This window comes from Microcoleus sp. K5-D4 (genome assembly GCF_036704575.1).
In the GTDB taxonomy this organism is placed as follows: domain Bacteria; phylum Cyanobacteriota; class Cyanobacteriia; order Cyanobacteriales; family Microcoleaceae; genus Microcoleus.
The window spans coordinates 31,699-45,220 of sequence record NZ_JAUBSD010000055.1 but is presented as its reverse complement, the minus strand read 5'-3'; the positions used below and the strand labels follow the sequence as shown (position 1 = coordinate 45,220).

Below are 13,522 nucleotides of genomic sequence, written 5' to 3'. Positions count from 1 at the left end.
ATCGCCTGCTTGGTGTAACGATCAACTGACTGACGTAGCGATCTATCGCCTGACTCTTTTAAGATACAAGGGGCGGGCTGCGCTAACGAATTTGAGGTTTGAGATTTGGAAGCGATTCTCAAATCTCAAATCTTTAAAATTAATTTCTAATTAAGTTACATTTTATGCTAACCAATATTGAAATCCTGCTGGCAGCTTGTGAGGAATTAAATATCCCTTACGAAATCCTGCATCCTTCCCAAAACTTGATTAGACTCAAACAGGGCGGCGAAGAATATTATTTTGTAAATTACATGACGCCATTTAACAGCGCGTCAGTAGCAGAGATTTTTAAAGACAAAGAATATACTTATCAACTATTAAACGGCAAAATAAATACTCCCAGAACTTTCGGTTTTGTCTCGCCTCACTGCGAGGAGAAGTATAAAAAGTATTTGAGTTTCCTAGATCTTGAATCAATAGTTTTAGAAGTAAACAAAAAAATCGCTTTTCCGGTGATTCTCAAAAGAAATCGCGGTGCTGGTGGCAACAATGTTTTTTTATGTGAAAGTAGAGAGCAAATTAAAGAAGCCATAGAAATTATATTTAATGTCAATAGCAAAGATTATGACTATGTAGCGCTCGCTCAAGAATATATCAAAATTGCCCACGAATATCGGGCTGTATTCTGCAAAGAAAAGCTAGTTTTGCTGTACGAGAAAGACAAATCTCAGGCTAAATTTGCGGGGAATTTAAGCCCGCTGCACTGGGAAGGTGCAAAAGCTAAACATATAATTAACCCCAATCTCATGTCTGAAATTGAAGATTTTGTTAAACCTGTTTTTGCTGAAATTGCGATTAATTATGCTGGGCTTGACATCGCGCTAGATCAAAACGGAGCATATTGGTTGATTGAAATTAACTCAAGTCCCAATTACGATATTTTTGTCAGAGATAACGATCGCCAAATTGTCGTAACAATGTTTAAAGACATTTTGGAGAGCTTGATTGTCAACAAAAAGGCGTAAGTGCTGGATTTTAGAGAGGCGCTACAATTAACTAAATCCCAATCTCACAAAAAGTAAAAGCCATGACATCAGAAATGTTAGAATTAGAGGAAACTTGGGAATAAATTCTCGCCCTATCCCATCGTCTTTCATTAGCATTTATCAGCGTTTATCAGCGGTTAAAATTATCTTATTTCCGGTTGCATCGGTATTGTTCAAGACTTGGGGCGGTGCGTGGGTGCAAACAGTCTCATCATCTAGATTCAAATATTGATTGCTCTCACGCACCCTACAGCTACAAACTTTATATCACATCCTCTCCAAGACTTTAATCCCCAACAATCCTAACCCCAGTTTCAAAGTCCTCGCCGTCAAATCGCACAAAATTAACCGCGAAGTCCGCAACGGTTCCTCAGATTTTAACACCTGACACTGCTCAAAAAATTGATTGTATTTTTGACTCAATTCAAACAAATACTGACAAATTCGATTCGGCAATAAATCGCCCTCAACCGCATTGATCGCTTCACTCAACTGCAATAAATGTTTGGCTAAAACCAACTCTGCATCAGACTGCAAGATTACTTTCGCACCCGCATCTAAATTCTCGAAATCAATCTCACCTTTGCGGCGAATTCCCTGCACGCGCGCGTAAGCATACAGCATATAAGGAGCGGTATTTCCTTGCAATGCGAGCATCTTGTCGTAACTAAATACATAGTTGCTGGCGCGGTTTTGACTCAAATCTGCATACTTAACTGCACTCAAACCAACTACGCGACCTACGTTAGCTATAAACTCTTGAGTTTCCTGTCTTTCTTCTGTGACTAATCTGTCTTCCAAATCTTTGGTGGCGCGAACGATCGCCTCATCTAACAAATCCTGCAACCGCACCGTTTCCCCAGAACGAGTTTTGAGTTTTTTACCGTCTTCTCCCAATACCAAACCGAAGGGAACGTGAACTATTTCGACATCTTCAGGAATCCAACCGGCTTTTCTGGCTACTGCAAATACTTGGGCAAAATGGTTCGCTTGTCCTGAATCGGTGACGTAAATTATGCGCTTTGCATTGTCTTTTTGGATGCGGTAGCGCACTGCTGCTAAATCTGTTGTGGCGTAGTTGTATCCGCCGTCGGTTTTTTGGACAATTAGCGGCAGTGGTTCGCCTTCTTTGTTGGTGAAACCGTCTACAAAAACGCATTTCGCGCCGTCACTTTCTACTAGCAAACCTAAGTTGCTTAAATCTTCGACTACAGCGGGCAATAATGGATTGTAAAACGATTCGCCGCGTTCGGTTAATTGGATATCGAGCAAGTCGTAGATTACTTGAAATTCGCGGCGCGATTGATCGCACAGCAATTTCCAAGCGCGACGGGTGTCTTCGGCGCCTGCTTGCAGTTTTACTACTTCTTGGCGGGCGGTTTCTTTGAAGGTTTCGTCTGTGTCAAAGCGCTGTTTTGCTTGGCGGTAAAATGCGACTAAATCGCCTAAGTCTAGGGCGTCAGCGGTTGTGAGGGCTTCGGGGTGAACTTCGCGCAAGTATGCGATCAGCATTCCGAATTGGGTGCCCCAGTCGCCGATGTGGTTGATTCTGAGTACGTCGTGGCCTTGAAATTCGAGGATGCGGGCGATCGCATCTCCGATGATTGTCGATCGCAAGTGTCCGACGTGCATTTCTTTGGCTATATTCGGACTCGAAAAGTCGATCGCGATTGTCTGAGGCGTTTTCGCCGGTTCAATCCCCAAACGCGAGTCGCCGGCGATCTCACTAATTTGCGCTTCCAAATAAGCCGGTTTCAGCTTCAAATTGATAAAACCGGGCCCGGCGATTTCTGGGGTTTCGCAGATGTCAGTAATATTTAGGTTTTCGATGATTGTTGAGGCGATCGCCCGTGGGGGCTTTCCTAACTTTTTCCCCAAACTCATGGCCGCGTTGCACTGAAAGTCCCCAAAGTTGGGATTGCTGGTGGCGGCTAGCATCGGATCTGCACCTGCATAACTTTCGCCGAATGCCGCGGTGAATGCTTTTTCAAATTTTGCTTTTAACTGTTGGGCGATCGAGTTCATCTTGAATATTTTGATGGGATGTTTATTTTAAACTCTAGATTAAGCACTTTGTGCCAATAATACTCTTACTACTTAGGTAATTTTCCTCTGGTTCTCTCCCTCTGGCCCTCTCCTCCTCTCCTCACCTACTAGGAAATTTTGTACTTAGCTTTGAGCTGGTGATGCGATCAAAATCACTGACCGTAATAGCACAGAGTACATTTTATCACAGTTGTGATCGCTACACAAATTAAAAATTATCACATCTAGTCAATGATCTCGATCGCTAGATCATTTAGTTAAATCGCTTACATTAAGGTATGTTAAAATTTTTTCAATGCACCCAAAAATCCTACGAAAGGAAGTAGTTATGTTATCTCAACCTATTTTTGGCGATCGCTCTCTGACCCAAGCCTTTTATCAAGCAGTAATCGATCGCTTCTACGACGGTTTCAGTCTCTCCACCCAAGCACTATTGCGAGAGTCTACCCTCGGCTTCGCCCCTTGTCCCGATGGAGTCAAAACCTTTTTCATCATCGCGCCGAGTCTGGATGCCGCAGAGCAACTAATGGAAAAAATGGACAGTATTTTGGAGCGAGTGGCCGAACTCATGGCTGGAGTCGGACAAGTTGCCCTGTGCATAGTTCCCCCCGGCAGCGAAGCAGAGCAACCGGTAGATATGCAAGACTTAGAAAAAGTTCCCCCGGATTGTCTGGCTTGCAAATTCTTTACAATTATATGGGCCGATGCTGCAGCTGATCGGTAAAATTGAAAGTTAGCAACCAGCAACTCAACACGGTTCGGCTGAACCTGTGCCTGTGGTGGTGCGGGGTAGATTGTCTGTTAGTTACAGTCCCTGGAATTATCGGGCAAAGCGTGCAGGTAATTAGAGCGTTTGCAAGGTTGCACTCGCAATCCTTGGCAAGTGTTAAACAAGCAGGCAAAATATATATAAAAAGCCCGCTTGTCAGTCGATCATATTTTTACCTGCCGGCTCAAACAGCCGTGCATCTACTTTTTACATTCCCAATAAAGGCCACCAAAAAGCCGCATCAACTCTCCGGGGTGTCTCGCTTCAAAAGACAGCAGCAGGAATGAGGCGGTATCGGTAAAAAATAGATTTTTGGGAAATATCTGCTGATGTTCAGAATAAGCAGAAATATTCTCAAAAATAGATAAGACTTTCGCACGTTGACCTCAGAAACTCGGTTTCTACCCCCGCGCTTCATATTCGCGGTTCGCTGGGAAATTGACAGAAAATAGGCTGTTTGTGGGAGAGTCACCAGCTCGAAACAGAGCAAAGCTTTACTCAAAAAAAGATGAGGTTTCCAGCGACACCCTTGGCAGTGCAGAGCGATCGTACCACAGGCTCATAGAATTTGTTAAAAATTTCAGTTGAAAATTTGAATTATTAAATTTTATGCCTAACATTGGCGATAAAATCTAAGATTGAAATTCTCAAATCTGAAATCAAGGCATCATGGTAAAACTGACACCAAATCCCAGCTTTAGTTTAACAATTCGGGTTGCTCTGCCGAACCGGCCGGGAATGCTGGCAAGAGTCACCAGCGCGATCGCATCTGTTGGCGGCAACTTCGGCCAAATCGACTTGATCGAGCAAACCCGCGCCACTACAGTTCGCGATATCACCGTCGATGCTTACAGCATCGAGCACAATGAAGAAATAGTGCAAGCAGTGAAAGCGCTGCCAGATATCAGAGTGATCGACGTGTACGATCGCACTTTCAACTTGCACCGCGGCGGAAAAATCAGCGTAGTTAGCAAAATTTCCCTCAAACGCCAGTCAGATTTGGCAATGGCATACACTCCAGGAGTCGGCCGCATCTGCACTGCGATCGCTAATGACCCGCAACAAGTTTATAACCTCACAATCAAACAAAATACTGTTGCCATTGTTACCGACGGTAGCGCAGTTTTGGGACTGGGAAACCTCGGCCCTGCCGCCGCACTGCCAGTCATGGAAGGCAAAGCCATGCTATTTAAAGAATTTGCAGGTATTGACGCCTTTCCTATCTGTTTGAATACCCAAGATACCGAGGAAATTATTCGCACAGTGCAGAATATCGCCCCGGTTTTTGGCGGCGTTAACCTCGAAGATATTTCTTCTCCCCGCTGCTTTGAAATCGAAGCCAGATTGCGGGAAACCTTAGATATTCCCATTTTTCACGACGACCAGCACGGCACTGCGATTGTTAGTTTGGCAGCATTAATTAATGCCTTGAAACTTGTGAAAAAATCCATAGAAGAAGTGTGTATCGTGATTAACGGAGCAGGTGCGGCCGGAGTCGCGATCGCCCGGTTGCTGCGTAAAGCAGGTGCCCAAAACATCATCATGTGCGACTCCAAAGGCGTCCTCTCCCAAGACCGCACGGATATGAACCCAGAAAAACTAGAATTTGCTGTGCCTTCGAGCGGTACTTTGGAAGATGCGATCGCCGGTGCGGATGTATTTTTAGGCGTCAGCGCCCCCGGCGTGCTTACCCGGTCGATGGTGCGTTCGATGGCCGAGAATCCCATTGTTTTTGCAATGGCAAATCCCATTCCTGAAATTCAGCCAGAATTAATTGTGGAGGATGGGGTGATCATAGCAACCGGACGCAGCGACTACCCGAATCAAATTAACAATGTTTTGGCATTTCCGGGGATATTTCGAGGTGCTTTAGACTGCAAAGCAACCACGATTACGCCCAGTATGTATTTGGAAGCAGCTTATGCGATCGCCTCTTTAGTCAGCCCTTCCCAGCTTGACAAAGAACACATTATACCATCTGTTTTTGACGAAAGAGTTGCCATTGCTGTCGCCGGTGCAGTGCAGTTGGCTGCCAGATCCGAAGGTATTGCCCGCGATTAATAGAAGGAATAAGGAAGTTCGGCAACTAGCAATGTACGGGATGTAACGGATGTAACGGATGTCAGCAAGAAGGAAGGAAGGAAAAAAGAAGGAAGAAGGAAGAACTTTGGAGGGAATATATCATGTATAAATTAATGGTCTTTGTACCAGTTTTGTACTTCTTCTGTTGTGATTTTTCTGCTTTCTTCTCATTCCCTCTTTCCTCCTCCCTGTTGATTATTACTCATTTTTGTTTCCCCATCTTGTCTTTTTCCTCAACATCCATCCGTTAAATCCCGTACAGGGATCGTTGCCGAACTTGCCTCGAACCTCTAACCTCCAACCTCTTCCTTCTTCCCTCCAACCTCAGCATCCATCCGTTACATTTGTTAAATTCCGTAGACGGCTCGTTGCCGAACTTCCTTCTTCCCTCTTTCTTAATTAAGGATAAAACTCACAGCAATAAACAAGATAAAAAGATATAATTAAATAAACCAAGTCCAGCTAGGTCAGATGCAAAGCCAGTTAGGAAAAGCCAAGCGCAATCGCTCCCGTTGCCAATTGTTAGAACTCAGCCCTATCGGGCTGGCATTGTGCCGGACGGACGGGACTTTTCTCGACGTAAATCCAGCTTTTGCAAGTATTATCGGCCGCACAGTTGCAGAAACTCTTCACCTCAACTACTGGGAAATTCAGCAAACACAGTGCGCCCGCCCAGAAAAATATCTAGAATGTCAAGCAAAAAATAGCCACACGCACCTGTGCGAAGCAGCATACAAACATAAAAACAACCACCTCGTACCCGTGCGAGTTTCCGAGCGGGCAATTGAAACAGAGGGACAGTGCGCGATTTGGCTCAGTGTTGAAGAAATCTTTAATAATCGGGATCAAAATAGCGCTCCCCTGGAATCAGCGCCCCCGCAGGGCAATTCCCATCTGGAAAAATTGCTGACAAAGCAGACTGCGGAACTGGAAAAAACTCAGAAACTACTCGAAGAAAAAATCTCCGAACTGGAACAAACTCAAGAAAAATTACGTCTACAAAGTCAAATTATCGACCAAGTTCACGAGGCAGTAATTTCTACAGATAGGGACGGCTCGATCACCATTTGGAATCAAGCCTGCCAAAAGTTATACGGCTATCTAGCAACTGAGGTTATCGGACAGCACATTTCTCTAATTTACCCACCTGAACAGCAAGAATTTTTGTTAGAGGAAGTCATCAAGCCGCTACACAAAAAAGGCGAGCATGAAATTGAAGTTATCACACGCCGTAAATCGGGAGAAAATTTTTCCTCGCACCTGATGCTCTCGCTATTGAAAGACAACACGGGAGAAGTTGTGGGGATGATGGGTTCTTTAACAGATCTCAGCGTTTGCAAAGCTTTAGAACAAGAATTAGCACAAAGACAAGGACTATTTGATGCCTTTTTAAAGGAGGCGCCGGCGGGACTTTGCATTTTGGACTCGCAATTGCGCTACGTGCAAATTAATCAATTTTTAGCAGAAATAAATAGCCTGAGTCCAGCAGCTCACATCGGCAAGACTGTACGCGAAATATTGCCGAATATGGCTTCCATAATAGAGCCTTTGTACGAACAAATTTTGAGGACAAAACAACCCTTAATTAATATCGAGATGAGTGGTGACAATCCCAGAAAGCCTGGGTTTGTCCGACACCTGACAGGCTCTTATTTTCCATTGCTAGACAAAGATGGCGAGGCTCTCGGGATCGGTGCAGTCGTAGTTGACATTAGCGATCGCAAACAAGCAGAGGCTGCGCTGCAAAAAAGCGAACAGCTTTACCGCACTATGGCAAGCAACTTTCCTAACGGTGCGGTGATGTTGTTCGATCCAGAACTGCGCTACACGCTGGTAGAAGGTACAGAATTAGCAGCAGTGGGGCTTGCCAAAGAATTGATGGAAGGCAAGACAATCTGGGAAGTATTCAAGCCAGATGTTTGCGCTGAGCTGGAGCCAACTTATCGGGCGGCACTGGCAGGAGAAACAGTTGTTACAGAAATTTTTTACAGCGATCGCGTTTACCTCGGTTATGCTTTGCCAGTCAGAAATGAACGGCAAGAAATTATCGGCGGATTGCTAATGACTCAAAACATTACGGCTCGCCAATTAGCAGAAGAAGCGCTCAGAGAAAGCGAGGAAAAATACAGGTGCATTGTCGAGACAGCAGACGAAGGAATTTGGATGATAGATACGGATGGTAAAACTACTTTTGTCAACCAAAAAATGGCCGATATGCTCGGCTGCACTCCAGAGGAAATGATCGGACAGCCCCTATTTGCTTTCATGGATGCAGAAGGCATCGCGCTCGCACAAGTCAGTCTCGAACGCCGCCGTGAAGGAATTCGCGAACAGCTCGATTTTAAGTTCCGTCGCCGAGACGGCAGCGACTTGTGGGCGATGGTTTCTACTAATTCATTGGCAGACAAACAGGGACGCTATGTGGGCGCCTTGGCAATGGTTGCCGACATTACCGATCGCAAGCAAACAGAAGCCGCATTGCAGCAGTCGGAAGCCAAATTTCGATCGCTCTACGAATTAACCAGTTTGCCTGTTTTTATGTTATGTGACAATGCCATCACCGATGCCAACACAGCCACCCTAAAACTATTCGGCTGTACTACCCCGCAACAGTTGTACGGCCAAAACCCTGGCAAACTCTCGCCTCTTTTCCAACCCAACGGCAGAGATTCTTTGAGCTTGGTTAACGAAATGATAGCGATCGCTTTTGAGCGGGGAAAGCACCGTTTTGATTGGGTTCATCAGCGCTTAGACGGTACTGATTTTCCCGCAGAAGTCGTGCTGACAATCATCGAGGTTGGAAATGAAAAAATCATCCAAGCAGTCCTCCAAGATTTAACGGATCGCAAACTTGCAGAAGAAACATTAGTGCGATCGGAACAAGCCCTCAGACAGCAAGCTCAGCGAGAACAACTGCTCAATCAAATTGCCAACCAAATCCGCACTTCTTTAGATTTAGACACAATTTTAGCAACCGCAGTTCAAGAAATTCGCAATCTGATGTACCTAGATTGGTGCATTTTCACTTGGTATCGCCCCAACAACAATCCTCCGGTTTGGGACGTAACTTTTGAAGCCAAGAATGCAGATTTGCCGAGTATTCTCGGCACTTATCTTATAGACGACAAATCTTGTTTTGCTGTGCGACAGATTTTGCGGCGAGAAATTCTGCGAATTGATGATGTCAGCACTTTTGAAGATGTAGAATTGCGCGAACTTTTCCAGGCTTCAAAATTTAACTCAGTGCTGTCGCTGCCAATTCATACTGCTGCCGGCGATATTGGGGTGATTACCTGCTATCAAGCTATGTCCGTGCGAAATTGGAGCGACTCTGAAGTCGAACTGATGCAAGCGGTGGTCGCTCAAATTGCGATCGCGATCGACCACGCCGAACTCTACACCCAAACCCGCAAAGCGGCCCGACTAGCTCAAGCTCAAACTCAACAGCTAGAAGAAACTTTGCGCGAACTCCAACGTACCCAAACTCAATTAATTCAAAGTGAAAAAATGTCTAGTTTGGGACAGTTAGTAGCAGGTGTCGCCCACGAAATTAACAACCCGGTTAATTTTATCTATGGCAATCTCAGCTACACCAGCGAATACACTCAAAACTTGCTAAAAATGCTGCGACTTTACCAGAAGGAATACCCGCAGCCTAGCGCAAGAATTGTAGATGCAAGGGAAGACTTTGAAATTGATTATCTTATTGAAGATTTACCGAAAATTTTAGCATCTATGAAAGTTGGAGCCGATCGCATCCGCGACATAGTTTTGAGCCTGCGAACTTTTTCAAGACTTGACGAAGCCGATAAGAAAAAAGTTGACATTCACGAAGGCATTGAAAGCACGCTGCTAATTTTGCAAAACCGCCTGAAACATAAAGCCGATCACCTGACAATTAATGTGATTAAAGAATACGGTAATTTGCCTTTAGTTGAATGTTATCCCGGTCAGTTAAATCAAGTATTTATGAATTTGTTGACCAATGCGCTAGACGCATTAGAAATGGAGATGAAGAAATCCGATCGCACCGCCAAAAATCTCGCAATTACGATTCGCACCCAAGTAACCGACAATAACAGTGTTGCCATATGGATAGCTGACAGTGGCCCTGGGATGAGCGAAGATGTGCAAAAGCGCTTGTTTGACCCGTTTTTTACTACTAAACCCATTGGCAAAGGAACTGGCTTAGGATTGGCGATTTCGCACTCTATTATAGTAGAAAAACACGGTGGCAAGCTTTCTTGCAATTCTGTATTGGGAGAAGGTTCCGAATTTGCGATCGAGATTCCTCTGCGGCAAAATATAAATTAAAACCCGTTGTATCGGTATCATATCATCTGTGCTCGATCGACCGAATTTGATAGGATTCAAATCCTACCCTTTACCACCAGACGCACACCACCAGCCGGTGCCATTGTAAAACTGCGGTGTACGGGCAAAACCGCACGATTTTCTGCAAGTTCTAAAGAGTATCGTGACAGCACTTTCGCCACTACTAACTTCATTTCAAACATTGCAAATGCCGTGCCAATACAGCGGCGGTTTCCTCCCCCAAACGGCAAATATTCGTAAGGCGAAAATTGACGTTCGAGAAAACGTTCTGGTTTAAAACATTTTGGTTCCGGGTAAATATCCGGTCGGTGGTGGACCAAATAAATGCAGGTGGAAAGTATCATTCCTTGGGGAATCTTATAACCCATTAACTGCATCGGAGCTTGCAGAAGGCGCGGAAATGCAAAAAATAGCATCGGATAAATCCGCAGCGTTTCGCAACATACAGCATTCAAATATGGGAGTTTGGTTATTTCCGCCGGGTCGCAATTTTCGACATCAATAGAATTGAGTTCTTGTAGCAGTTTTTCACGGACTTCTGGGATGTAGTGAATCCAATACAAAGCCCAGGCTAAAGCTGTGGCTGTAGTTTCGTGTCCTGCGAATAAGATTGTCATTAATTCATCCCGCAATTCAACGTCGCTCATCGGCTGTCCCGCTTCGTCACGAGCTGAAATTAACAAGCTCAGGATGTCTTCGCCCAATGGTTCAGACTGAGTTTTGCGATCGCGGATTTCTTGATAAAGCAGTTCATCTAAACCCTCTCTTTGTCGCACAAATCCTCCCCACGGACTCCAAGCACCTACATCTTTTTGCAACGACTTGATAAACAAAAAGGTAGCGCTTAATGGATTGCTAAACAGGCTAAACATATTAGTAATTAATTGCTGAATTTGCTGGTAGCGTTCTCCTTCGCTCAGCCCGAAAATCGTGTGCAGAATTACTTCCAAGGAAATTTCCTGCATACTTGATTGCGCGATAATCGAGTTACCAGGAGTCCAATTATTAATTACTTTTTCGGTTGTATCGCGGATGATTTGTCCGTAAGCTTTCATGCGTTCACCGTGAAAAGGTGGCATTAAAAGTTTGCGCTGCTGCAAATGTCGAGCGCCATCTAATAAAAATAACGAATTAGATCCTACTAAAGGTAGCCCTATCTGATTGACAGGACCGGATTCAAAGAGTTGGGAATCGGATGTAAAAATTTCTTGAATAGCTTGAGGATTGCTAATAATTACTTGGGGCGGAAAGTTGCTGAATTTGCTGGTAAAAATGTCGCCATAGCGTTGATAATTATTATCTAAATAATACAGAGGATTTAAAAGTCCCTGCACTGTCTGAACAACTCTAGTGTCTTTAGGGCCGTCTAGCAATTTGTTGGTAGCATGATTTTGAGATTGAGAGTTTTCTGTGCGGATAGTCATTTGTTTTTCTCATAGTTTTAGGGTTTCACAGGACTAATCAAAGCATAAGTCTTATTTCCAAAAAATCTCAAATCCCTCAGCTATTGAAAAATAGTACGCGGTAGGCATCATAAATTAGTACGGCAATAGTAGGATACAGAGTAACTCCCAGGCCAAAAGCTCGTTCTATCGGCTCTTTGAGATAGCCTATCCAAAACGCTATTCTTCCCAAAACAAACAAAGTTGCCAAAATTGGAATCAGCTTGATGCTGTAAGTATCTAAAAAGGTAGAAAGGATTAAACTGCCTACAAAAAACAGCACAAATTGCTCTAGAGTGTTGCTCAGATAACGCAAATGAATCCGCATTGCTTCTGATTCGGCATTCGCTAAAGGGTTGATGGCTGGGCTGCTAAATCTACCATTACCAACTGCAACTATGCCTGCAAATAACATCAGTACCGGAAAAATTTGGCAGCGAAGGCTGAAAATTAGGCGCGACTCTGTGGTATTTAATAGGGGTAGGGGCAGCGCTATCAAAAAATAACCAATCAGTACAAAAGTAAGGCAGAAAATTAAGGCAGAAATGCCTCGCCAAACAACTATTTGCTGTTGTGGATTGAAGCTGAGTAAATTAATCATTGTTTACAAAAAGCAAACCTTATTATAGCTTTTTTATACCTAGAGATTTTACGTAAACCCGATCGCACCTTGGCGTCTCCACACCAGTTGTCGGTAGATATCCACTATTCTCGTACATTTTCACAGCTTCTTTGAGAATGCTGGCAGTTTCTATCCAGATTTCCTCAAAGCCGCGAGCAATAATTTTACTTTCCAATTCTTGCAGTAAAAATTTCCCCAAACCTTGTCCTCTTGCTGCGGGCAAAATATACATTTTGCGAATTTCCACAGCATTATTTCCGCGCTGAATCGGATAGTAAGCCGCCGTACCCACTATTTTACCCTGGCGTTCAACTACCCAAAATTCGCCGCCTTGATTATGATAATGTAGTTCTACATCATAGACATCTCGATCGGCCCCGTGAGGTTCGCATTTTAAACCGTACTCTGCTAAAACATCCCTAATTAAATAGAACGCCTCAGCGCGATCGCGCGTTTCCCAGGAACGAATTAAAAAATCCAGATGTTGGGTTTTCATGGGTTGTTGCAACGTATATTTATTTTTTGACTTGAGCAACTGTAAAATTAGTTGTTTTTTGTATTTTACAGTCTTTAAATGCACCTAGATTTTAACTGTGAATTCTCGGTTCGGGATGAAGACTTGCCAGCAACTGGCTCTCTACTAATGATAATTCCTCCAACCTCTGCATCACAATATCCCGATCGAAATAAGTTGTTGCCAAAATCCAATATACCCCGTAATGGCGCGCTTCCGAAGCCATCAAACTGCGGTAAAACTTAGCTAATTCCGCGTCGGGACAGCGATCGCCCAGCAGCCCCAACCGTTCGTGACTGCGGGCTTCTATCAAACCAGAAACCAACAAAGAATCCAAAAGTCTCTCCGGTTCCTGCTTGCGAATTTGGGCGGACAAACCAGCACCGTAGGGAGGTGCAGCCAAAGGGCCTAAAGCAATGCTGCGCTTTTCTAACCGCTGGTTGACTTGCTCGAAATGCTCTAATTCTTCGCGGGCGATCGCCGTTAGCATCCTCACCAATTTTTCCCTTGCTGGGTAGCGAAACATTAAATTTAACGCTACTCCCGCTGCTTTCCGTTCGCAGTGAGAATGGTCTAATAAGATGGTATCCAAATGGGCGATCGCCTGTTGCACCCAAGCTTCCGAAGTCGGCTGTTTCAAAAACTTAATAGTTGGCAGTGTTGAAGTCATACCATTTTAAATTT

9 protein-coding genes are annotated in these 13,522 nt (G+C 44.3%); 4 read left to right on the top strand and 5 right to left on the bottom strand.

Annotated features, from left to right (window positions below; translation table 11 throughout):
• Nucleotides 1-164 precede the first annotated feature (164 nt).
• Nucleotides 165-1,007: a YheC/YheD family protein gene (locus tag QUA77_RS17880; protein WP_333451536.1), complete on the top strand. Its 843-nt coding sequence runs from the start codon at nucleotides 165-167 to the stop codon at nucleotides 1,005-1,007.
• 288 nt (nucleotides 1,008-1,295) lie between these two features.
• Here QUA77_RS17880 and argS read toward each other — a convergent pair whose 3' ends face one another.
• A complete protein-coding gene (gene argS / locus QUA77_RS17875) occupies nucleotides 1,296-3,053 on the bottom strand; it encodes an arginine--tRNA ligase (RefSeq protein WP_333451534.1) in 1,758 nt (585 codons plus the stop codon).
• A gap of 349 nt (nucleotides 3,054-3,402) precedes the next feature.
• On the opposite strand from argS, the gene QUA77_RS17870 reads away from it, so the two are divergent.
• The 3 genes from QUA77_RS17870 to QUA77_RS17860 all read left to right on the top strand — a co-directional run bounded on the left by QUA77_RS17870 (nucleotide 3,403) and on the right by QUA77_RS17860 (nucleotide 10,239).
• On the top strand, nucleotides 3,403-3,798 hold the full coding sequence (locus QUA77_RS17870) for a hypothetical protein (RefSeq protein WP_333042120.1): 396 nt from the start codon (nucleotides 3,403-3,405) through the stop codon (nucleotides 3,796-3,798).
• A gap of 714 nt (nucleotides 3,799-4,512) precedes the next feature.
• Nucleotides 4,513-5,904, top strand: a complete 1,392-nt coding sequence (locus QUA77_RS17865) for a malic enzyme-like NAD(P)-binding protein (RefSeq protein WP_333042122.1) — start codon at nucleotides 4,513-4,515, stop codon at nucleotides 5,902-5,904.
• Nucleotides 5,905-6,396: 492 nt separating this feature from the next.
• The gene (locus QUA77_RS17860) at nucleotides 6,397-10,239 is read left to right on the top strand and encodes a PAS domain S-box protein (RefSeq protein ID WP_333451532.1); all 3,843 of its coding nucleotides are present in this window, start codon (nucleotides 6,397-6,399) and stop codon (nucleotides 10,237-10,239) included.
• A gap of 56 nt (nucleotides 10,240-10,295) precedes the next feature.
• Here the strand turns inward: QUA77_RS17860 and QUA77_RS17855 are convergent, their stop codons facing one another.
• The 4 genes from QUA77_RS17855 to QUA77_RS17840 form a co-directional block, all read right to left on the bottom strand.
• Nucleotides 10,296-11,684 carry a cytochrome P450 gene (locus QUA77_RS17855; protein ID WP_333451529.1) on the bottom strand — a complete coding sequence of 463 codons (1,389 nt, stop codon included), beginning with the start codon at nucleotides 11,682-11,684 and terminating at the stop codon, nucleotides 10,296-10,298.
• Between the two features lie 76 nt (nucleotides 11,685-11,760).
• Nucleotides 11,761-12,303 (bottom strand): MAPEG family protein, encoded by a 543-nt coding sequence (locus QUA77_RS17850; RefSeq protein WP_333042128.1) that lies wholly within the window; start codon nucleotides 12,301-12,303, stop codon nucleotides 11,761-11,763.
• Nucleotides 12,304-12,325: 22 nt separating this feature from the next.
• Nucleotides 12,326-12,820 (bottom strand): GNAT family N-acetyltransferase, encoded by a 495-nt coding sequence (locus QUA77_RS17845; RefSeq protein ID WP_333042130.1) that lies wholly within the window; start codon nucleotides 12,818-12,820, stop codon nucleotides 12,326-12,328.
• Between the two features lie 91 nt (nucleotides 12,821-12,911).
• Nucleotides 12,912-13,508, bottom strand: coding sequence for a tRNA isopentenyl-2-thiomethyl-A-37 hydroxylase MiaE (locus QUA77_RS17840; protein WP_333451527.1), 597 nt, complete (start codon nucleotides 13,506-13,508; stop codon nucleotides 12,912-12,914).
• Nucleotides 13,509-13,522 lie beyond the last annotated feature (14 nt).